The organism is Curtobacterium sp. SL109 (assembly GCF_026672405.1).
In the GTDB taxonomy this organism is placed as follows: domain Bacteria; phylum Actinomycetota; class Actinomycetes; order Actinomycetales; family Microbacteriaceae; genus Curtobacterium.
The window spans coordinates 1407485-1428410 of record NZ_JAPPRB010000002.1 but is presented as its reverse complement, the minus strand read 5'-3'; the positions used below and the strand labels follow the sequence as shown (position 1 = coordinate 1428410).

The 20926-nt window shown below is 72.1% G+C and carries 17 protein-coding genes; 2 read left to right on the top strand and 15 right to left on the bottom strand.

The genetic code is table 11. From position 1 onward, the window contains the following. Positions 1-29: 29 nt before the first annotated feature. From mfd to OVA28_RS08250, 15 genes are all read right to left on the bottom strand, one after another. Complete coding sequence (gene mfd / locus OVA28_RS08320) at positions 30-3629, bottom strand: transcription-repair coupling factor (RefSeq protein ID WP_268096574.1); 3600 nt, start codon at positions 3627-3629, stop codon at positions 30-32. A 104-nt stretch (positions 3630-3733) separates the two neighbouring features. Beyond that, positions 3734-4318 carry an aminoacyl-tRNA hydrolase gene (gene pth / locus OVA28_RS08315; protein ID WP_268096573.1) on the bottom strand — a complete coding sequence of 195 codons (585 nt, stop codon included), beginning with the start codon at positions 4316-4318 and terminating at the stop codon, positions 3734-3736. Positions 4319-4352: 34 nt separating this feature from the next. After that, complete coding sequence (locus OVA28_RS08310; protein ID WP_194661223.1) at positions 4353-4985, bottom strand: 50S ribosomal protein L25/general stress protein Ctc; 633 nt, start codon at positions 4983-4985, stop codon at positions 4353-4355. Between the two features lie 275 nt (positions 4986-5260). Further along, the gene (locus OVA28_RS08305; RefSeq protein ID WP_268096571.1) at positions 5261-6226 is read right to left on the bottom strand and encodes a hypothetical protein; all 966 of its coding nucleotides are present in this window, start codon (positions 6224-6226) and stop codon (positions 5261-5263) included. Positions 6227-6234: 8 nt separating this feature from the next. Continuing rightward, positions 6235-6891, bottom strand: a complete 657-nt coding sequence (locus OVA28_RS08300) for a response regulator transcription factor (RefSeq protein ID WP_268096570.1) — start codon at positions 6889-6891, stop codon at positions 6235-6237. Continuing rightward, entirely contained in the window at positions 6888-8132 is a 1245-nt protein-coding gene (locus tag OVA28_RS08295; RefSeq protein ID WP_268096569.1) for a sensor histidine kinase, read from the bottom strand. The genes OVA28_RS08300 and OVA28_RS08295 overlap by 4 nt, the downstream gene beginning before the upstream one ends. 77 nt (positions 8133-8209) lie before the next feature. Beyond that, positions 8210-9157: a hypothetical protein gene (locus tag OVA28_RS08290; RefSeq protein WP_268096568.1), complete on the bottom strand. Its 948-nt coding sequence runs from the start codon at positions 9155-9157 to the stop codon at positions 8210-8212. Between the two features lie 25 nt (positions 9158-9182). Beyond that, the gene (gene manD, locus OVA28_RS08285; RefSeq protein WP_268096567.1) at positions 9183-10559 is read right to left on the bottom strand and encodes a D-mannonate dehydratase ManD; all 1377 of its coding nucleotides are present in this window, start codon (positions 10557-10559) and stop codon (positions 9183-9185) included. After that, positions 10556-11833, bottom strand: coding sequence for a mannitol dehydrogenase family protein (locus OVA28_RS08280; protein WP_268096566.1), 1278 nt, complete (start codon positions 11831-11833; stop codon positions 10556-10558). The genes manD and OVA28_RS08280 overlap by 4 nt, the downstream gene beginning before the upstream one ends. After that, positions 11830-12717: a sugar phosphate isomerase/epimerase family protein gene (locus tag OVA28_RS08275; protein WP_268096564.1), complete on the bottom strand. Its 888-nt coding sequence runs from the start codon at positions 12715-12717 to the stop codon at positions 11830-11832. The genes OVA28_RS08280 and OVA28_RS08275 overlap by 4 nt, the downstream gene beginning before the upstream one ends. Next, entirely contained in the window at positions 12714-13922 is a 1209-nt protein-coding gene (locus OVA28_RS08270; protein ID WP_268096563.1) for a Gfo/Idh/MocA family protein, read from the bottom strand. The genes OVA28_RS08275 and OVA28_RS08270 overlap by 4 nt, the downstream gene beginning before the upstream one ends. Further along, entirely contained in the window at positions 13919-14770 is an 852-nt protein-coding gene (locus OVA28_RS08265) for a sugar phosphate isomerase/epimerase family protein (RefSeq protein WP_268096562.1), read from the bottom strand. Before OVA28_RS08265 ends, OVA28_RS08270 begins: the two co-directional genes overlap by 4 nt. Before the next feature lie 81 nt (positions 14771-14851). Further along, positions 14852-15802 (bottom strand): carbohydrate ABC transporter permease, encoded by a 951-nt coding sequence (locus OVA28_RS08260; RefSeq protein ID WP_194661232.1) that lies wholly within the window; start codon positions 15800-15802, stop codon positions 14852-14854. Continuing rightward, positions 15799-16821, bottom strand: a complete 1023-nt coding sequence (locus tag OVA28_RS08255; protein WP_268096561.1) for a carbohydrate ABC transporter permease — start codon at positions 16819-16821, stop codon at positions 15799-15801. The genes OVA28_RS08260 and OVA28_RS08255 overlap by 4 nt, the downstream gene beginning before the upstream one ends. Further along, positions 16821-18161: an ABC transporter substrate-binding protein gene (locus tag OVA28_RS08250; RefSeq protein WP_268096559.1), complete on the bottom strand. Its 1341-nt coding sequence runs from the start codon at positions 18159-18161 to the stop codon at positions 16821-16823. The genes OVA28_RS08255 and OVA28_RS08250 overlap by 1 nt, the downstream gene beginning before the upstream one ends. Before the next feature lie 215 nt (positions 18162-18376). On the opposite strand from OVA28_RS08250, the gene OVA28_RS08245 reads away from it, so the two are divergent. Together OVA28_RS08245 and uxaC are read left to right on the top strand one after the other, a co-directional pair. Then, positions 18377-19417: a LacI family DNA-binding transcriptional regulator gene (locus OVA28_RS08245; RefSeq protein WP_268096558.1), complete on the top strand. Its 1041-nt coding sequence runs from the start codon at positions 18377-18379 to the stop codon at positions 19415-19417. After that, positions 19417-20853 carry a glucuronate isomerase gene (uxaC, locus tag OVA28_RS08240; RefSeq protein WP_442780774.1) on the top strand — a complete coding sequence of 479 codons (1437 nt, stop codon included), beginning with the start codon at positions 19417-19419 and terminating at the stop codon, positions 20851-20853. The genes OVA28_RS08245 and uxaC overlap by 1 nt, the downstream gene beginning before the upstream one ends. Positions 20854-20926 lie beyond the last annotated feature (73 nt).

Below are 20926 nucleotides of genomic sequence, written 5' to 3'. Positions count from 1 at the left end.
GTCCGACAGCGGTGCCGGACCGCAGGCGGCTACGCCGCCGGGGCCTCCGCGGGGGCGGCTGCGCCGTAGACGGCGGTGAGGATGCTCTCCACCCACCGGATCAGGGCGTCGTCGGGCAGGGCCAGGTCGTGCGGGCGCGGCACCGGGATGCTCGACGCGTTCTGCTGCGGGAACCACTTCGCGCCGGGGAACATCCGCTTGAGCCGGACCTGGGACGAGTCGGCGAGCTCCTTGCCCGCGACCCGCAGGTTGGAGCCCATGACGACGACGTCGGACAGGCCGACCTGCTGGGCCATGCGGCGCAGCCGGGAGACCTCGACCAGCGTCTGGACCGGCTGCGGGGGCGTGCCGTAGCGGTCGGTGAGCTCGTCGAGCACCATGTCGATCGCGTCCGTCTGCGCCGTCGGGGCCGAGGCGGCCGAGAGCTTCTGGTAGGCCTCGAGTCGCAGACGCTCGGACTCGACGTAGTCCTCGGGGATGTGGGCGTCGACGGGGATCTCGAGGCGGAGCTCGGTCTGCCCCTCGGCGACGTCCCCGCGGAACTGCGAGACGGCCTCGCCGATCATGCGGAGGTACAGGTCGAAGCCGACGCCCGCGATGTGACCGGACTGCTCGCCGCCGAGCAGGTTGCCGGCGCCGCGGATCTCGAGGTCCTTCATCGCGACCTGCATGCCCGCGCCGAGCTCGTTGTTGGCCGCGATGGTCTCGAGGCGGTCCTGCGCGGTCTCGGAGAGCGGCTTGTCGGCGTCGTAGAGGAAGTAGGCGTAGCCACGCTCGCGGCCACGACCGACACGGCCGCGGAGCTGGTGGAGCTGCGACAGGCCGTACTTGTCGGCGCGGTCGATGATCAGCGTGTTCGCGTTCGCGATGTCGAGGCCGGTCTCGATGATCGTGGTGGAGACCAGGACGTCGAAGCGGCGCTCCCAGAAGTCCACCATGACCTGCTCGAGGGCCTGCTCGGACATCTGCCCGTGGGCGACGGCGATGCGGGCGTCGGGGACGATCTCGGCGAGGTGCGAGGCGACCGACTGGATGTCCTTCACGCGGTTGTGCACGTAGAACACCTGGCCCTCGCGGAGCATCTCGCGCCGGATCGCCGCGGCCACCTGCAGGTCGGACTGCGGGCCGACGAAGGTCAGGATGGGGTGGCGGTCCTCGGGCGGGGTGGCGAGGGTCGACATCTCGCGGATGCCCGTCACGGCCATCTCGAGCGAGCGCGGGATCGGTGTCGCGGACATCGCCAGGACGTCCACGTTGGTCTTGAACTTCTTCAGCTGGTCCTTGTGCTCGACGCCGAAACGCTGTTCCTCGTCGATGATGACCAGGCCGACGTCCTTGAACTGCACGCTCTGCGACAGGATCCGGTGCGTGCCGATGACGATGTCGACGGTGCCGTCGGCCAGGCCCGCGAGGGTCTCCTTGGACTCCTTCTCGGTCTGGAACCGGCTGAGCGCGCGGAGGTGCACGGGGAACCCGGCGAAGCGCTCGGCGAAGGTCTCCATGTGCTGGCGGACCAGCAGCGTCGTCGGGACGAGCATCGCGACCTGCTTGCCGTCCTGCACGGCCTTGAACGCCGCACGGATGGCGACCTCGGTCTTGCCGTAGCCGACGTCGCCGGAGAGCAGGCGGTCCATCGGGATCGGGCGCTCCATGTCGCGCTTGATCTCGTCGATGGTGGTGAGCTGGTCGGCGGTCTCGGCGAAGGGGAAGGCCTCTTCCAGCTCGCGCTGCCAGGGGGTGTCCGGGCCGAACGCATGGCCCTTCGACGCCATGCGCGCCGAGTAGAGCTTGACGAGGTCGACGGCGATGTCGCGGACGGCCTTGCGCGCCTTGCTCTTGGCGGCGGACCAGTCGCTGCCGCCCATCTTCGACAGGGTCGGCGACTCGCCGCCGACGTACCGGGACAGCTGGTCGAGCTGGTCGGTGGGGACGAAGAGCTTGTCGCCCGGGTACCCGCGCTTGGACGGCGCGTACTCGAGCACGAGGTACTCGCGCTGCGTCTTCACCGCGTTGCGGCCGCCGCTCGACACTTCTCGGGAGACGAGCTCGACGAACTTGCCGATGCCGTGGGTGGCGTGCACGACGACGTCGCCCGGCTTGAGCTGCAGCGGGTCGACGACGTTCTTGCGGCGGCTCGCGAGCTTCTTGACGGTGCGGGCGCCCTGCTGAGCGCTGCGGCCGTAGAACTCGGCCTCGGACAGCACCGCGACGCGGAGGTCGGGGACGGAGAACCCCTGCTCGACCACCGCGGTGGTGACGATCGCGACGCCGGGCTCCGGCGGCCCGGTGACGCGCCCGACCCGTGCGGCGACGCCGGCGTCGGCGAGCACCTGCACGGCGCGTTCGACGAGGCCCTGCCCCTGCGCGGTGACCACGACCGCCCAGCCGTCGTCGGTGAGGGCCTTGACGTGCGCGACGGCACCGTCGGCGCTGCCGGCGAAGCTCGGGACGGCGTCGGCGCGGACCCGGACGTACTCGCCGGCCTCGGCCACGGCATCCGTGTCGGAGAGCGGTTCGTCCTGCCCGCTGTCGAACGGGGAGATCGTCCACCAGGTGCGCTGCCCGCGCGTGCGCTTCAGCTGTGGGACGGTGAGGAAGTTGCCGGCGTCGAGGTCGATCGGGGCCTGGGCACCGGCGACCGCTGCGCTCCAGGCCGCCTGCAGGAACTCCTGGTTGGTCTCGGCGAGGCTGTGGGCACGACCGCTGACCCGCTCCGGGGAGAACACCGCGATGGTCGCGCTCTCGGGCAGGTAGGTCGTCATCGGGACGAGCTCGCGGACGAGTGCCGGGGCCAGGGACTCCATGCCCTCCACCGGGATGCCCTCGGCGACCTTGGCGAGCATCTGCGACAGGCTCGGGAACTCGTGCAGCATCTCGCGTGCCCGCTGCCGGACGTCGTCGCTCAGCAGCAGTTCGCGCGAGGCGGTCAGCTCGACGGCGTCGAGGTCGTCCTCGGTCGAGCGCTGGTCGGCGACGGAGAAGGCCTTGATGCCGTCGATCTCGTCGCCGAAGAAGTCGACGCGCACGGGGTGGTCGGCGGTCGGCGGGAAGACGTCGAGGATGCCGCCACGCACGGCGAACTCGCCACGGCGGGTGACGAGGTCGACGCGGGCGTAGGCGAGGTCGACGAGCTGCCCGGCGATGGCGGCGAGGTCGTTGCCGCGCGAGGCGGTCCGGAGCACCACGGGGCTGAGTTCGGTGAGGTTGTCCGCGATCGGCTGCAGGGCGGCGCGGACGCTGGCCACGACGACGGTCGTCGGCCGGTCGGCACCCGACGCGGCGGCGTCCTGCCAGCGCTGCAGGGCACGGAGCGTGGCGATGCGCGTGCCGACGGTCTGCGCGCTCGGGCTGAGGCGCTCGTGCGGCAGGGTCTCCCACGCGGGGAACTCGAGGACCTCGGCGTCGGGGAGGTAGCTCGACAGCGAGCCACGCACCGCCTCGGCTTCACGACCCGTGGCCGTGATGACGAGGACGCACTGGGGGCCCTTGCGCTCGGCCATGAGCGCGCCGAGCAGCGGTACTCGCAGGCCGTCGACCACGGAGAAGTCGGCGTCACGAGGAGCGGCGCGGAGGACGCGATCGAACGCGGAGGCGCGCGAGAGCGCTGGGATGATGCCCGAGATCGTCACTCAGGACATGGTACCGGCCAGGTCCGACAGCGGGGGCCGCGCCGTGCGCGACCAGCGAACGCGGCGGGTCAGGACGGGGCGTCGACGGGCCGAGCCCCCGCTCGTCAGGACGGGGCGTGGACGCGCTGCTGCGCGGCGACCAGCCCGAGGTCGACGACGGCCTCGACCGCGTCGGCGGCGTCGGCCAGCAGGTTCGGCAGCGTCTTCTTCTCGGTCGGAGAGAAGTCACGCAGGACGTGGTCGGCGGGGTCCTGGCGCCCGGGGGGACGGCCGATGCCGACCCGCACGCGGGCGAACTCGTTGGTGTTCGTCGCCTTGATGATGTCCCGCAGGCCGTTGTGCCCGCCGTGACCGCCGGAGCCCTTGAGGCGGACGGTGTCGAACGGCAGGTCGAGCTCGTCGTGCACGACGATGAGGTCGGCCGGCGTCACGCTGTAGAACCCGAGGACCGCGGAGACCGGTCCGCCGGACGTGTTCATGAACGACCCCGGCTTCGCGAGCACGAGGCGGGGGCCACCCGGCACCAGCCGCCCCTCGGCGACCTGGTTCGGGGTCTTGTGTTTCTTGAACGTCGCACCCATGCGGGCCGCGAGTTCGTCGAGGACCATCTGGCCGACGTTGTGGCGGTTGCCCGCGTAGTCGGGCCCGGGGTTCCCGAGCCCGACCACGACGAACGAACGATCTGCCATCAGCGTCGACCAGATGTCTCTACTTCGGTGCTGCCTACTCGGAGTCGACCGGGGCGGAGCCGCCCTCGGCGCCGGCTTCGGCGCCCGCCTCAGCGGAAGCCTCGTCGGCGGCCTCGTCGTCAGCGGTGCCACGCGGGGTGACGATCGCGACGACCAGCGCCTCGGGGTCGGTCTCGAGCTCGGCGCCCTCGGGGAGCTTGAGCTCGGACGCGTGGATCTGCGTGCCGTCCTCGAGGCCCTCGACGTCGACCGACACGTGCTCGGGGATGTCCGTCGCGAGGACGAGCAGCGAGACGGTGTTGAGGTCCTGCACGTGGATCGTGCCGGCGAAGGACTCGCCCTCGATCACGACGGGGACGTCGACGGTGACCTTCTCGCCACGGCGGAGGACGACGAGGTCGATGTGCTCGATGATCTGACGCACCGGGTCACGCTGGACGTCCTTGACGAGGGCGAGCTGCGCAGCGCCGTCGATGTCGAGGTCCACGACCGCGTTGGCGGTACGGACGAGCAGCATGGTCTCGTGGCCGGGGAGGCTCACGTGCTGCGGCTCGGTGCCGTGACCGTAGATGACCGCGGGGATCTTGTCGGCAGCGCGGAGCTTGCGGGCAGCGCCCTTGCCGAACTTGGTGCGGACTTCCGCTGCGAGCTTGGTGTAGTCGGCCATGGTGCCTCCTGGTCTCGGGGACGACACCGGGGTGCCGGCATCGTGGGGTCTGTGGTGTTGCAACTCGAACGCGTGCACGCGTGAGGAACGGTCCCAGAGTCTGGCCGGATCTCCCACTGCGTCGATCACGGCCGCGCGTACGCGGCCCTCGCCGAAGTCGACCACCAGCGTACCAGTACCGGCCCGGGCGTGTCGGACCACGTCGTCCGTCCGGGCACAGACCGGACGGGAGGCTCGTGGCGGCGCCGCCACGAGCCTCCCGTCCGTCAGCGGGTTCAGTCGACGTCGGCCGGCGCCTCCGGCGCGAGGCGCCCGATCGTCCGGTCGAGCCGTCGGTCGACGGCCAGCTGCTGCGGCTCCGCCGCCCCGAGCGCGGCGGCGTCGGTCGCGGTGACGTGCAGGAGCCGGTGCCACTCGGCGTCGTACAGAGCCCGCCGGTAGCCCGAGGACGCCTGGCAGGCGACGTCGCGCTCAGCGACCGCGACCTCGGCGTCCTGGACGGGCGTCGATCCGATGTCCGTCCCGAACTGTCGCCGCACGGACTCCGACGGCATCTCGGCGGGGGACGCTGGCAGGTCCCGCACCCCCGACGGTGCCATGCACCTGCGCCACCGGGCGGCGGCGGCCACGACGGCGTCGTCCTGCCGAGCGGCCGTCGCGGCGACGTACGTCAGGCGCTTGGCGGTCATCGACGCGGTCTGCGCGGTGCCGTCCTCGTCGTCCAGGCCGAGGGTCCGGTAGCCCTCGTGGAAGCACCGACTCACCGCCGTCTGCGATGCGTCCGCGAACGCGGCGTTCCGCTCCGGGTCCTGACCCCACTCGCGGATGCCGTCCTCGTTCGCTCCGGCGGTCGAGGGGCCGTGGTAGCCCCGCGTCCGTGCGAGGTCGGCGTCGAGCGGCCTCGTCCACGACAACGCCGGCGAGGGGTTGCCCCGCTCGGGCGTCTCATCGGCGTCGGAGGCCGCTTCGAGCCCTTCCGAGGTGGCCCACGACACCGGGAAGTCGATGCCCGCGTGGCGGAGGCACGGCTGGACGACGAGGTTCTCCGCGTAGTCCTGCTTGCCGCCGGCCGGCTGGACCCACCCGTCGAGCGGCATCGTCCACGCGGCCTGGTCCCGCTCGACCGACGGCCTGACCGCGACGTCGGCGGGCTCGGGCAGGCCGTGGACCACGCCCGCGACGAGGCCGAGGACGACGAGGGCGAGGGTCCCGGTCTTCGCGACCCGTGTGGTGATCTGCATGGTTCCCCCTAGGCGCGGACGAGGCCGCGTTCGTGTGCGGTGATGACCACCTGGATGCGGTTCCGGAGCCCGAGCTTCATGAGCACCGACCGGACGTGGCTCTTCACGGTGGCCTCGCTGAGGAACACCGACGCCGCGATCTCGGCGTTGGTGAGGCCCTTCGCCACGAGGAGGAAGACCTCGCGTTCGCGGGCGGTGAGGGCGTCGAGCACCTCGTCACGACGGTCCGCCCCCACCGGGGTGCCCTGCGCGCGGAGCAGGTCCAGCGCCTCGGCCTCGGTCGGTGCCGGGCGTCCCTCGTGCACGTCGCGGATCGTGGCCGTGACGACCTCGGGCAGCGCGTCCTTCGTCAGGAAGGCGGCGGCCCCGGCACGCAGTGCGGCGAGGACGGCGTCGTCCCGACGGATGGTCGTCAGGGCGACCACGCGCGGGCGGTCCCCGTCCCGCTCCCCCAGCCGCGCGAGCGTCTCGATGCCGTTCAGCACCGGCATCCGGAGGTCGAGCAGCAGGACGTCCGGGTGCTCGGCGTCGCAGAGCTCGAGGGCGGCGGCACCGTCGCCGGCCGTCCCCACGCAGGTCATGTCGTCCTGGGCGTCGACGAGCATCCGCATGCCGGAGGCGAACAGCCGCTGGTCGTCGACGACCGCGACCCGGATCGCGGTCACCGTGCGACCTCGAGTTCGGCCGCTGCGGTCGGTGCTGTCGGTGCGACCGGTCCACCCGCCGGCACCCACGCGGTCACGACGAACTCGTGCTCCTCGTCCCCGGAGCCGGCGCGGAGCCAGCCACCCGCCAGCCGCGCCCGTTCCTGCATCCCCACGATGCCCGTCCCCACCCCGTCGAGCACCACGAGGGGTGCGGCGCCGCGCGACGACACCACGACGCCGAGGCCCGGTCCGCGCCAGTCGAGGACCACCCGAGCGCTCGCGGTCCGGCCCTGGTGCTTGAGGACGTTCGTCAGGCTCTCCTGGACGATCCGGTGCACGGCGGCGGCCACGCCGGGGAGGAGCTCCGCCGGGTCGCCGTGCTGCTCGAACGTGGCGTCCATGCCGAGCTCCCGCATGTCCGCGACGAGCGGTGGGACGTCCGCCAACCCGTACCGGGCGTCGTCACCCGCGCCCTGGATGCGCTCGACGAGCGCGCGGACGTCCCCGAGCGCCGCCCGGCTGACCTCGGCGATGTCGCGGAGCGCGGTCGCCGCGTGCTCGTCCCGCACGGCGATCGCCGCGGCACCCTGGGCCTGGGAGACCACGACCGCGAGTGAGTGCGCCAGCGAGTCGTGCACGTCACGGGCGATCCGCGCACGCTCCTGCTCGGCGTGCAGCTCGACCGTCGTCACCTGGGTCTCCCGCTCGGCCTCGACCACCCGGACCCTGGCCAGGCCGATGCGCCACGTCGCGCCGATCGCGACCCCGACGGCCCAGCCGATGCCGCTCGCTCCCGCCAGGGACAGCGCGATGAGCACGAGGTTCGTCCGGGTCCCGGCCACGGAGGCGACCCAGTTCGCCCACACGTCCTGGTCGGCGACCGTCGGCACCACCATCGCCCAGGCCGCCGCGGCGCTGGCGACCGCCAGCACGGGGACGGCGAGCCACCGGAGCAGGTCCGAGCGCCCGGCACCCACGATGCCGACGACGATCACGATCGCCAGGTACTCCGGCCAGGTCGTGTCGGTGGGGCGGTGCAGCAGTCGGAGCGCCTGCAGCAGCGGGACGACGACGATCAGCCCGAGGGCGGTCGAGGGCATCCAGGCAGCCAGGCCGATGGCCACCGCGAAGGCGGAGACCACGACGACGTGGTCGGCGAGTCCGGACCTGCCGGCCTCGGCGACGATCCAGAGCACGAGGTAGACGACGCCGGTGGCGGGTGCCAGCAGGTGTCGGAACCGTCGGAGGAAGGTGGTCATGTCGCCGAGCGTATGGGGACGCTCCGGCGGTCAGCGAGCCGTGCGCGCGGTTTTCATCCGAGGTGATGAAGGGGTTGTCAGCGGCCGAGGGATCGGCGGTGCTCCTGCGCGGCCGCGAGGACGTCCCGCGCGCGGTCGCTGGCCGTCTCGGCGTCGTCCCGGGAGCGTTCGAGCCGCTCGACCTCGGCGGTGGCACGCTCGAGCTCGCGCGCGAGTCCGGCGCGGCGGTCCTCGGCGGCGCCGAGTTCACGCTCCGCTTCGTCGAGAGCCGCGTCGGCGTCGCGGGACTCCGTCCGCGCCGCGGTCTCGGCCTGGCGGGCGGCGCGGCGCTCGGCGGCGGGGTCGGGCATCGGCTCCGGTTCGGGATCCGGGGCGCGGTCCTGCTGGTCCTGCTGGTCCTGCTGGTCCTCTTCGGCCTGTTTCTCCGGCCTGGAGGCTCGGGTCGACCTCCGTGCGCGCCGCCCCTCCTCGATGTCGATGGGCGGGGCACCGCTGCCCGACCAGGCGTCGGGGACCGCGTCCGGCACGGCGAGGGCGCCGTCGAGGTCGACGTCCTCGAAGCCGACGCTCTCCAGGGGCTGCACGAGGAGCCCCGAGCGGACGGCGGCTCCGGCGTGCGGGTCGGCCATCGCGGCCTCGATCGTCGCGCGGACCTGCTCGAGGACCGCCGGTGTGGCAGGGTGGCCGGCATCCGTGGCCAGGTCGGCCCCGGCCTGTGCCAGTGCGGCCACCACGCTCGTGCGTTGGCGACGGAGCGTGCTGATCTCCTGCGGGTCCGCCTTCGCCTGGGCCTCCCGCAGGGACGGGCCGAGGTCGACCGCCTCGTCGAGGGCCTGCTCGTGCGCCAGCAGGTCGATCACCCAGGCGGCCGGAGTCGGTTTCCGGAGCTTGCCGATCGCCGCGGCGGTGTCGCGGTCGTCAGCGCGCATCGCCCGCTGCCGGGCGGTCCGCTCGGCGACGAAGTCCGCCGGCGCGACGACGAGCAGGAGCTCGCGGGCGACCCCTGCGAGCGTGTCGATGTCCACGCTCGCAGAGGCTACCCGCGACGCCTCACCAGTCGTGGACGGTGCCGTCGGCCAGGCGGTTGAACGGCAGGTAGGCCTGTTCGTAGGGGTACTTGCCCGCCTCGTCGACGTCGAGCGACACCCCGAGGCCGGGCTCGTCGCCGGGGTGCAGGTAGCCGTCGGTGAACGTGAACGTCTGGCGGAACACCTGGTTCGTCCGGGGCCCGTGCTGCATGTACTCCTGGATGCCGAAGTTGTGGATCGCGAGCCCGAGGTGCATCTGGGCCGCGAGCCCCACCGGCGAGATGTCGGTCGGCCCGTGGAACCCGGACTTGACCTGGTACAGCGCGGCGTAGTCCATCGTCTTCCGCAGCGGCGTGATCCCGCCCATGTGCGTCACGGCTCCGCGGACGTAGTCGATGAGCTGGTCGCGGATGATGTCCTTGAAGTCCCAGATCGTGTTGAAGACCTCGCCGATCGCGAGCGGCGTCGTGGTGTGCTGCCGGACGAGCTTCAGGGCCTCCTGGTTCTCGGCGGGGGTGCAGTCCTCGAGCCAGAACAGGTCGTACGGCTCGAGGGACTTGCCGAGCTTGGCGGCCTGCAGCGGCGTCATCCGGTGGTGGCCGTCGTGCAGGAGCGGCAGTTCTGGCCCGAACTCGTTGCGGACCGCCTCGAACACCGTGGGCAGATGGCGCAGGTAGGCACGGGTGTCCCAGTCCTCCATCGCCGGGAAGGCCCCGCGCTGCGCCGGCTCGAAGTCGTACCGGACGCCGGCGTTGCCCTCGGTCGTCCGGTTCGACGCGATGCCGTAGATCGACTCGAGCCCGGGGACACCCGTCTGCACGCGGATGGAGCGGTAGCCCTCCTCCTGGTGCTCGCGGATGGAGTCGAACAGCTCGGGCAGTTCCTTGCCCGAGGCGTGGCCGTACGCCATCAGTCCGGTGCGGGAGGCGCCGCCGAGCAGCTGGTAGAGCGGCATGCCGGCGACCTTGGCCTTGATGTCCCAGAGCGCCATGTCGACGGCGGCGATCGCGGCCATCGTCACCGGGCCGCGACGCCAGTACGACGAGCGGTACAGGAACTGCCAGGCGTCCTCGATGCGGCTGCCGTCGCGCCCGATGAGCAGCGGGACGACGTGCTCGGAGAGGTACGCGGCGGCGGCGAGCTCCCGCCCGTTCAGGGTCGCGTCCCCGAGGCCGGTCACGCCGTCGGCGGTCGTGATCTTCAGCGTGACGAAGTTGCGGTCCGGGCTGGTCACGATGACCTCGGCCCGGTCGATCAGCTGGCGGCGGTCGGCGCTGGCCCACGTGTCGGGTCGGCCGGCGGTGGCCTCCCCGCTGCGGTCGTCCGTCGCGTCGGGCACAGGGGCGGCGGGGTTCGTCGTGCGAGCCGGGGCGGTCGGGGCGGGGGTGGCGTCGGTCATGCTGGGACTCCTTCGTCGGAGGGCTGGCGGGCTGCTGCCGCGGCGGTGCGGATGCGGTCGGCCGCGGCGGTGACGGCCGCGACCACGGGGGTGGTGTCCAGGTCGGGTGCGACGACGGCCAGGACGTCGTGCACGTCCGAGCCTGCACCGGGTGCGCCCGGGTCGTTCACCAGGTCCGGCTGCGTGGTCACGTGCAACCACCACGCCGCGAGGAGGGTCGCCGCGCCGGGGCCGATGCCGGCCGCCGGGTCACGGTCGAGGCGGTGCCGGACGACGTCGACCACGCGCACGGGCACCTTCTGGGACCCGCCGGACGCGATCTGCACCAGGGTGTGCCGGATGCGGGGGTTGGCGAAGCGCTCGACGAGGGCCGCGCGGGCGTCGGCGACCTGGTCAGCCGGCAGCGCGAGCTCCTGCGCGGCCTCGTCCCAGAGGGCCTCGACCGCGGAACGGCACACGGGGTCGGCCATCGCCCGCTCGACGGTCTCGTGGCCGAGGAGCAGTCCGAGGTAGGCGAGCAGGGAGTGCGACCCGTTGAGGAGCCACAGCTTCCGCTGTTCGTACGGGGTGACGTCGTCCACCACGCGGGCGCCGGCGGTCTCCCACGCGGGGCGCTCCCCCGCGAAGGCGTCCTCCACCACCCACTCGGTGAAGGGCTCCGTGACGACGGGCACCCGGTCGCCGTCGAGTGCCCCGGGCAGACCGGCGAGCGCCGCCACGTCGTCCTCGGTCGTCGCCGGGGTGATCCGGTCGACCATCGAGCTCGGGAACGTCACGGTGGCGTCGATCCAGGCCTGGAGGGTCGGGTCGGTCACGGCGTCACGCACGGCCTGGCGCAGGACCTCGCCGTTGTGGGTGAGGTTGTCGAGGCTCAGGAGCGTCACCGGGCCGGCGTCCGCACGCCGGCGGGCGTCGAGTCCGGCAACCAGCCGCACCGGCACGTCGGAGCCCGGGCGGTACCCCTGCTCGGTGACGGTCAGCGTGACCACGGCGGTGTCCGGTGACGCGAGCGCCGCCGTCCACGCGGCGTCGTCGCTGCCGGGGTGTGCCGCGACCACGACGTCGACCACCTCGGCCGTGTCGCCGTCCGCCGCGCGGGTGACGAGCGTGTAGCGGCCGTCCTGCGCGGCGAGCGCCTCGGCGACGGCGGGGGAACGCCCGGTGAAGGCCGTGATCCCCCATGGCTGCCCGGACGCGTGCTGCGTGTACCAGGCGAGGTGGGCGCGGGCGAAGGCGCCGATCCCCAGGTGGACGATGCCGGGTCGACGGTTCACGCGGTCACCGGCACGAGGGAGCGCAGGTAGGCCAGGTTGTCCGCCGTGCGGGCGTCGAGGGGCAGGTCGGTGGAGAAGTCCTCGACCGTGACCCAGCCGTCGTACCCGACAGCGCGCAGGTCGTCGAAGTACCCCGACACCGAGGCCTGCCCGGTGCGCAGCGGTGCCCACTCGTGCTGCCAGATCGCGCTGCCGTCGGCCCGGGTGTCGCCGGTGTCGGCCCAGCGGGCGTTCTTCACGTGCACGTGCGCCAGGTAGGGGCCGAGGAGCTCGAACGCGGCGAGGTGGTCCTCCTGTCCCTCGATGACGAGGTTGCCGAGGTCGTGGATCACCCCGACGTGCTCCGGGTCGAGTCCGTCGACGAGCCGCAGGGCCGCCGAGGCCGACGGCGTGATCGTCATGTGGTGCAGCTCGACGAGGGCCTTGACGCCGAGGTCGGCCGCGCGGGACACCGCCCACTCGAGGTCGGCGCGGGTGCGGTCGAACACCTGGGCGTAGGTCTCGCCGGTGCGCTCCTTCTCCTGTCGGTAGACGGGCATGCTGACGCGCACCTGCCCGGCGCCGAGCTCGGCGGTCACGCGGAGCATCGTCTCGACGCCGTCGTGGTCGGCGGCCTGCTGGTAGCCGCCGATGCCGGAGTACGCGAGCCCGGCGCCGTCGGTGATCCGGGCGATCTCGCCGATCCGGTCGTCGATCCCGGTGAACTGCCACGTCGACCGGTTGCCGGCCCAGAAGGCCCGTTCGGCGGGGACGGTGGTGCCGTCGGCGGGACGGTCGTCGACGATGCGCCACTCGATGCCGTCCCAGCCCTGCGCGGCGAGGGTCTCCGCTGCCTGCGACGGGGTCCAGTCGGGGGTGGACGCGGTGAACACGGAGAACTTCATCGGGTGACTCCTCCTGCTGCTGCTGCGACGACCGGGACGACGTCGTCGTACCGGCCGTCGATGACGTCGTCGATCCGCACGGGCTGCCCCAGCGTGGCACTGACGTAGAGGCCGCGGACGGTGGCGAGGGACACGAGGGCGTCGTCGACGGTGACGCCCGGGTCACGTCCGGTGCGGATGGCGTCCACGATGTCGTCGTACTGCCGTCCGTGGCCGGCCAGGAAGTGCTCGGGTTCCGGTGGCCCACCGACGACGTGCTCGGCCGGGACGACGTCGGCCTTCTGGTCCACCGGGTCGGCCACGGCGGTGGTGTTCGCGCTCGCGGCCGCCGACTCGAGCGTGGCGGCGTCGGGTGCGACGTGGAAGTAGCCGAGCTTGTCGTCGTCGACCACGGCCGACCCCTGCGTGCCGTAGACGGCGTAGCGGGCGGAGAGGCCCGGGTACGCGGCCGTCGTGCAGTGGATCACCCCGAGCGCCCCCGTGTCGAAGCGGACGGTGGCCACGGCGGTGTCCTCGACCTCGATCCGGTCGTGGGCGAGCAGGCCGATCTGCGCGGAGATCTCCACGGGGCGCCCGAGCGTCCAGACGAGCAGGTCGACGGTGTGCACGCCCTGGTTCATCACCGCGCCGCCGCCGTCGAGCTCCCACGTGCCGCGCCAGTCGCCGGAGTCGTAGTACCCCTGCGATCGGAACCACGCGACGCTCGCGACGCCGGACGTCACCCGGCCGAACCCGCCCCCGTGTGCGGCACGTGCGACCGCGACGGACGCCGGGTCGAAGCGGTGCTGGCTGATGACGCTGACGACGAGTCCGCGCTCCCGGGCCGCCGTGGCGAGCGCGGCGATCTGCCGGGCGCGCGGCATGGTGGTGTCGAGGGGCTTCTCGATGACGACGTGCTTGCCGGCGGCGAGGGCGGCCTCGGCCAGCTGGACGTGCATGCCGGACGGCGAGCAGATGGCGACGACGTCGATGTCGGTCTGCGCGATGGCGTCCTCGATGGTGGCGGTGGTGAGCGGTCGCGGTGCCCCGGTGGCCTCGATCTCGTCGGCGGCAGCGGTGGCCGCGGCCGGGACGGCGTCGACGAGGGCGACGACGTCGAGTCCGGGGTTCGCGAGGGCGACGCGGGCGTGGTGGCGGCCGATGACGCCGGCGCCGACGACGGCCAGGCGCAGCGGTGCGGTGGTGCTGGTGGTGTCTGCGGTCATCGCAGGGTCACTCCGATCTGGTCGGTGAGGGTGCGGAAGGCCCGGCCGGCGCGGCCGAACGCCGCTGGGCCGGAGAACCCGCCGAGGGCGTTGACGTCGGTCAGGTGCGGTTCGAGCGAGGCGTAGCCGGAGTACCCGGCGTCACGCAGCGCCGTGAGCGTGAGCAGGAGTTCGCCGTCGCCCTGCCCCGCGGGGACCACGGACGAGTCGGTGGCGAGGGCGTCCTTCACCTGCAGGTAGTCGACGTAGGGGGCGAGCTGCGCCCAGCCGTCGGTGAAGGGCCGCACGCCGCACTGGACGTAGTTGGCGTTGTCCCACGCGAGCCGGAGGGACGAGGACCCGACGCTCTCGACGACGTCGAGCACCCGGGCGGGCACGTCGCCGTAGATGTCCTTCTCGTTCTCGTGCAGCAGGGTCACGCCCTCGCGCGACGCCACGTCGGCGAGTGCCCGCATCCGGACGAGGACGTCGTCGCGGACGCTTTCGGGCGTGCGGCCCGCGAAGTAGAACGAGAAGATGCGGATGTTCGTCGTGCCGAGTGCGTGCGCGGCGGCGATCGCCCGTCCGAGCCGCGTGACCTCGTGCTCGACGGGCTCGTCGACCGAGACCTTGCCGATCGGCGAGGCGATGGCGGAGACGGTCTGCCCCCGTTCCTCGAAGACCCGGTGCAGTCCGGCGAGCTGGTCGTCGTCGAGGTCGACGACGTTGACCCCCCAGGCGCTGCGGACCTCGATCGCGCTGGCACCGAGTGCCTGCAGGACCGCGACCTGGACCGCGGGGTCGGCGTCGATCTCGTCGCCGAACCCGGAGAGTTCCCAACTGGACTGTTCCTGTGTGGGCTGGGTCATGGCATTCCTTTCGTTGCGTCGATCCTGGACGAGCGGGGCGGAGCCGCGCCGGGCCTCCAGGCAGTCTGTGGAGAACTCGCGCTACTTCACGGAGCCGGCCGTGAGCCCGCCCACCAGGTAGCGCTGGAAGACGAGGTAGAGGGCGACGACCGGCACCGCGCAGACGATGGAGGCGGCCATCATCTGGCCGTAGATCGGGACCGCGCCGCCCTCCTGCGTCGTCCCGAGCACCTGCAGGACCACGGCGACCGTCCGCGTGTTCGGGGTCGTCATGATCGTGGAGAACAGCACGTCGTTCCAGCCGAGCAGGAAGGCGAAGATGGCGGACACCACGATCCCCGGCCAGGACAGCGGCAGGACGATCTTCGTGAGGATCCCCGTCGAGGACGCGCCGTCGATGCGGGCGGCCTCCTCGAGCTCCTTCGGCAGCCCCCGGAGGTAGGTCACCATCACCCAGGTGGAGAACGGCAGGGCGAACGTCAGGTAGGTGACGAACAGGCCCCACCGGGTGCCGATGACCTGCACGCCGGTGGCGCTCGCGATGTTGGCGAACACGACGAACACCGGCAGGAGCAGCAGGGTGCCGGGGATCGACTGCAGCGCGAGCAGGCCGCGGAGGAACGTCAGTCGGCCGAGGAACCGGAAGCGGACGAGCACGTAGGCCGTCGACACGGCGAGCGCGGCGCTGCAGACGGCGACCGCGCCGGCGGTCAGGATGCTGTTGACGAGCCCCTGCCCGAGCGCGACCGTCGACCAGATGTCGGCGTAGTTGGCGAGCGTGAACTCGGACGGGAAGTACTCGCCGCGGGCGACCGCGACGTCCGAGTTGACCGACCCGAACACGATGTAGAGCACCGGGACGGCGATGAACGCGACGATGACGGCGATCACGGTGACGAGCAGCCAGCGCGGCAGCAGTCGGGTGACGTCGGTGTCGTACGGACGCTTCGGTCGGCGGCCACCGCCCGGGGCCGTGATGCTCTCGGTGAGCGTGGCGGTCGGGCGGGTCCTGGTGGGGCTGTAGCCGCTCATGCGCGTGCTCCCTCGACGTCGGCGGCTGCCGGGGCGGCGAGCACGGCGCGGTCGGCGCGGCGCTGCTTCCGGTTCGGGCCCGCGTCGTCGCCGGTGTCGAGCTGGACGGCCCGCAGGTAGACGAACAGCGGGATGGCGACGATCACGAGCGAGCAGATCGCCATCGCGGCGGAGAGCCCGAAGCGGAACGACTGGAAGCTCGCGATGTACGTCAGGACGGGCATGACCTCGACGCTCGAGGGCAACGGGATGCCGAACAGGACGAACGGCAGCGTGAAGTTGTTGATGTTGTGCAGGATCGAGATGATCACCGCCAGGCTCAGCGGACCGCGCAGGTAGGGGAACACGACGTCGCGGAGCTTGATCCACCAGGTCGCGCCGTCGAGCGAGGCAGCCTCGTGCACCTCGAGGTCGACCGCCTGCAGCCCGGCGAGGGACAGCAGGTAGACGAACGGCCAGCTCGTCCAGACCATCACGCCGGCGAGTGCCCAGTAGGACGCGGAGCCGTTCAGCCAGAGCACGTCGGTGTGCAGGACCGAGTTCACGACCCCCTGCGGCTGGAGCATCGTGCGGAAGAACGTGCCGACGACGAAGGCCGGGAGCACGTAGGGGATGAGGTAGACCGACCGGACGAGCCCGCGACCGCGGAACCGGTTCTGCGTCGAGATCGCGGCGGCGACCCCGATCGGGACGGTGACGGCGGTGACGAGCACCGCGAGCGACACCGAGATCCAGATGGAGTGCAGCAGCGGCGAGTTCGTGAAGGCCTCGGCGAAGTTCGCGAAGCCGACGAACGGGGCGCTGAACCACTGCCGGAGCGTGTACTGGTCGAGGTCGAGCATCGCGATGAAGAACCCGACGAGGAGCGGCACCACGATGATCGCGAGCATCAGGAGGCCGCCCGGGAGCAGCATCCAGAGCGGACGCTCCCGCTTGTACAGCGGGGTCGTGCCGTGCGGACGGACGGGGTGGTGCCCGTCGGGTCGCCGCGTGCTGGGCTTGGTCTGCGTGGTGGTCATCACAGACCTCCGTTCTTCTGCCGGTCGAGCGTGGCCTGGGCGTCCCGCTGCGCGTCCTGCAGGCGCTTGCGGAGTTGGTCGTCGGTGACCTCGCCGCGCTTGAGCGACGGGATCGACTGCACGACGACGTCGACGAGCGCGAGCTGGACGTCCGACCAGGCGCCGGTGAAGGCGGTGGGCTTGGACAGGCGCCCGGCGTCGATGATGGGCTTGAGCTGGGGGTTCTCCGCCGCGAGCTGCGCGGCGGCGTCCACGTTGGTGGGCAGGTTGCCGAACAGGTCGTAGTACTCGAGCTGGGCCTTCTTCGTGCTGAGCTGTTTGATGAACCGGAACGACAGGTCCTGCTTGGTGCCGTAGTCGGCGACGACGAAGTTGTCGCCGGACAGGATGCTGGCGGCCTCGATGCCGTCGGTCGGGCGTTCGGTGGCGCCCGGCGGCACGGTCGGCAGCAGGGCGAACTCGTACTTGCCGTCGACCTTCGTGCCCCTGAACGAGTTGATGGCGGTGGTCGTCGTCATCGGGAAGAACGCCGCCTTGCCCTCGGTGAACTGCGCGAGGGCCTGCGCGTTGTTCCACCCGATCGCCGACTCGTCCACGACGCCGTCCTTCGTCACCCAGTCGAAGTACGTCCGGTAGGCGTTCTGCACGGCGTCCGCGTCGAGCTCCGCCCTCGAGCCGTCGACGATGGTGTTGCCGGCGTTCTCGGACATCCCCCAGATGAACTTCCAGGGGTCGAAGCCGTCGGCGTAGGCGATCGCGAGGCCGTGGCGGTCACCGGTCGTGGTGGCCTCCGCGTCGGCGGTGAGCTGGTCCCACGTGGTCGGCATCTCGGTGATGCCGGCCTGGGCGAGCAGGTCCGTGTTCACCGCCATCACGAACGGACGGCTGGCGAACGGGATGCCGATCTGCTTGGACGCGCTCGGACCGGAGATGCCGAACGACGCCGGGTCGAACTGGTCCTTCCCCCCGACGGCCGCCCACTGCTGCTTCCCCATCTGGACGAAGGCACCGGTGGCGTAGGCGGTCGGGGTGAAGGTGGTGCCGATCGCGTAGACGTCGGGGCCCTGGCCCGAGATGACGCTCGTCTGGATCGCGGTCAGTTCCTCCTGGGCGGAGGAGTACGTCTCCCACTGGATGTCGGCTCCGGTGGTGCGCTTGAACTCGGCAGCGGTGTCCTGCTGCCACTGCTTGCGTTCCGTGGGGTAGGTCGTGTCCGCGCCCATCATGACGCGGAGTGTGTTCGGGTCGTCGCCGCTGCCGTTGACGATCGCGCATCCCGGCAGGGACAGCGTCGCGAGGGCGACCACGACCACAGAACCGATGAGGGTCCGTGCCTTCATGGGGTTTCCTCCTTGGGGCATCCACCCGAGCGGCGCTGCTCGGGGGTCCGCCGGGACGGCCCGGCTGACGACCACTGTCGCGCGGGTGGCAACAGGCGGCAACCGGTTGCCACTTGTTGCCAGAGCGGCCTAGCGTTCGACACGTCGGGACGACGCCGTGGCGCCCCGACCGTCGACCGTCGACAGCAGCAGCAGCACCGGACAGGGAGGTGCCCGTGACCGAGACCGACTCGTCCCGCCGCGTCACGATCCGCGACGTCGCCACCGCGACCGGGGTCGCACCGTCGACGGTGTCCCGTGCCCTGTCGCTCCCCGACCGTGTGAACCCCGCCACGCAGCAGCGCATCCAGCAGGCCGCCCGCGACCTCGGCTACGTCGCGAACTCGCAGGCCCGGGCGCTGACGTCCGGCAGGACCCGTGCGGTCGCGGTCCTGGTGTCCGACATCACGAACCCGTTCTACTTCGACGTCATCCGGGGCACGCAGCACCAGCTCGCCGCCGCGGGGTGGACGCAGCTGCTCGTCGACACCGAGGAGTCCGCGGACGCCGAGATGGCCGCCCTGAGCGCGGTGTCGACGAAGGCCGACGGCGTCGTGCTCACCGCGTCGCGCCTGTCCGACGTCCAGATCGCGAAGTTCGCCGAGCGCACCCCGCTCGTGGTGGTGAACCGCCGTCCGGCCGGGGTCCCCTCCGTGCTCATCGACACCCCTGGCGGTGTCGAGCAGGCCGTGCAGCACCTCGCGTCGCTCGGGCACCGTGACGTCCTGTACGTCGCCGGGCCGGACAGCTCGTGGTCGAACGAACGCCGCTGGCGCGCCCTGGTCCGGGTCGCGAAGCGGCTCGACGTCCGCGTCGCCCGGATCGGTCCACACGCCCCGTTCGTCGACTCCGGGGCCGCCGCGGCCGACGCCGCCGTCAACGCGGGAGCGACGGCGTGCATCGCCTTCAACGACCTCATCGCGATCGGGATGCTCGGACGGCTCCGGGAGCGCGGAGTCCGCGTGCCCCAGGACATCAGCATCGTCGGCTGCGACGACATCTTCGGCGCCGACTTCTGCAACCCGCCGCTCACCACGATGACGTCGCCGATCGAGCGGGCCGGCCGCGTCGCGATCCGGATGCTGCTCGGTCGGCTCGGTGCCGTCCCGGCCGACGAGCTCCCCGGGGAGCAGATGAGCGGTGCCGTCGCACTGCCGACCCACCTGACGGTGCGCGAGTCGACCGGACCCGCGCCGTCCTCGCGAAGGAACCGATGATGACCACCACGCCCCCGCGCACCCTGGCCCCGCACCCAGACCGGCTGTTCCCCGCCGACCCCGCCACCAGGACGATCGCCCGGACCCTGTACGACGCCGTCGCGCACGCGCCGATCATCTCCCCGCACGGGCACGTCGACGCGGCCCTGATCGCGGACGACCAGCCGTTCGCCGACCCCGCCGCGCTGCTGATCACGCCGGACCACTACGTCCTGCGGCTCCTGCACGCGAACGGTGTCGGACTGGAGGCGCTGGGTCGCGCCGACCTGTCGGGAACCGGCACCGTGCCTCCCGGCCGACAGATCTGGCGGACACTGGCGGAGCACTGGGACGACTTCCTCGGCACCCCCGTCCGCCACTGGTTCGAGACGGAGCTGCACGACGTCTTCGGGCTGACGGAGCAACCGTCGGCCGCGAACGCGGACGCGCAGTACGACCACCTCGCCGGCCTGCTGCAGCAACCGCAGATGCGGCCGCGTGCGCTGTTCGACGCCTTCGGCATCGAGGTCCTCGCCACCACCGACGCCCCGGACGCCGACCTCGACGCGCACGCACGGCTCGCCGCCGACCCCACCTTCCGCGGCCGGGTGGTCCCCACCTTCCGCGCGGACGCCGTCTTCGACCCGTCCCGACCGGACTGGAGGCTCGTGGTCGCGTCCGTGGGCCAGGCCGCGGGCATCGACACGGGCACCCACGACGGGCTGCTCGCGGCACTCCGCGCCCGTCGGCAGTACTTCATCGAGCACGGGGCGACCGCGACCGACACGGGAGTGCTCGACGCCGGATCGACGCCGCTGTCACCGTCGGAGCGCTCGCGGATCCACGCGGCGGCGCTGCAGGGACCGTCCGGGGTGACCGCGGCCGAGGCCGTGGCCTACCGGCACGACATGCTCTTCCGGTGGGCCGAGATGAGCGTGGACGACGGCCTGGTCATGCAGCTGCACCCCGGCATCATCCGGAACCACCACACCCCGACGGCCGAGCGGTTCGGGCCGGACACCGGACACGACCTGCCCGCGGTCGGCGCGTTCACCGAGCCGCTGCGGCCGCTGCTCGAGGCCTTCGGCACCGCGCCCGGGTTCCACCTGGTGCTGTTCACCGTCGACGAGACCGTGTTCTCGCGGGAGATCGGTCCGCTCGCGGGCTTCTACCCCGCCGTGTACGCCGGGGCCCCCTGGTGGTTCATCGACACCCCGGCGGCGATCGGGCGCTACCGGTCGGCGATCACCGACTCGACGTCGTTCACGAAGACGTCCGGGTTCATCGACGACACCCGGGCGTACTGCTCCATCCCCGCGCGGCACGACATGGCGCGGCGGGCGGATGCGGCGTACCTGGCGTCGCTCGTGGTGACGCGCCAGGTGTCCGAGGAGGACGCCCTGCGCACCGCGCAGCGGATCGTGTCCGACATCCCGCGGGCGACGTTCAAGTTGTAGGGGTGTCTCGTGGTCAGGGTGCGGGGTTGATCACTCGGTGCGAGGTCGCGGCAGCGCACGAGGTGGTCGAGCT

Bases quoted from the DNA above. Each gene is read 5' to 3' on its own strand.
- OVA28_RS08255 (WP_268096561.1), bottom strand. From the start codon at position 16,821: ATGACCACCACGCAGACCAAGCCCAGCACGCGGCGACCCGACGGGCAC.
- OVA28_RS08260 (WP_194661232.1), bottom strand. From the start codon at position 15,802: ATGAGCGGCTACAGCCCCACCAGGACCCGCCCGACCGCCACGCTCACC.
- OVA28_RS08305 (WP_268096571.1), bottom strand. From the start codon at position 6,226: ATGCAGATCACCACACGGGTCGCGAAGACCGGGACCCTCGCCCTCGTC.
- OVA28_RS08265 (WP_268096562.1), bottom strand. From the start codon at position 14,770: ATGACCCAGCCCACACAGGAACAGTCCAGTTGGGAACTCTCCGGGTTC.
- OVA28_RS08295 (WP_268096569.1), bottom strand. From the start codon at position 8,132: ATGACCACCTTCCTCCGACGGTTCCGACACCTGCTGGCACCCGCCACC.
- uxaC (WP_442780774.1), top strand. From the start codon at position 19,417: ATGACCACCACGCCCCCGCGCACCCTGGCCCCGCACCCAGACCGGCTG.
- OVA28_RS08275 (WP_268096564.1), bottom strand. From the start codon at position 12,717: ATGAAGTTCTCCGTGTTCACCGCGTCCACCCCCGACTGGACCCCGTCG.
- manD (WP_268096567.1), bottom strand. From the start codon at position 10,559: ATGACCGACGCCACCCCCGCCCCGACCGCCCCGGCTCGCACGACGAAC.
- OVA28_RS08310 (WP_194661223.1), bottom strand. From the start codon at position 4,985: ATGGCCGACTACACCAAGCTCGCAGCGGAAGTCCGCACCAAGTTCGGC.
- OVA28_RS08250 (WP_268096559.1), bottom strand. From the start codon at position 18,161: ATGAAGGCACGGACCCTCATCGGTTCTGTGGTCGTGGTCGCCCTCGCG.
- OVA28_RS08270 (WP_268096563.1), bottom strand. From the start codon at position 13,922: ATGACCGCAGACACCACCAGCACCACCGCACCGCTGCGCCTGGCCGTC.
- pth (WP_268096573.1), bottom strand. From the start codon at position 4,318: ATGGCAGATCGTTCGTTCGTCGTGGTCGGGCTCGGGAACCCCGGGCCC.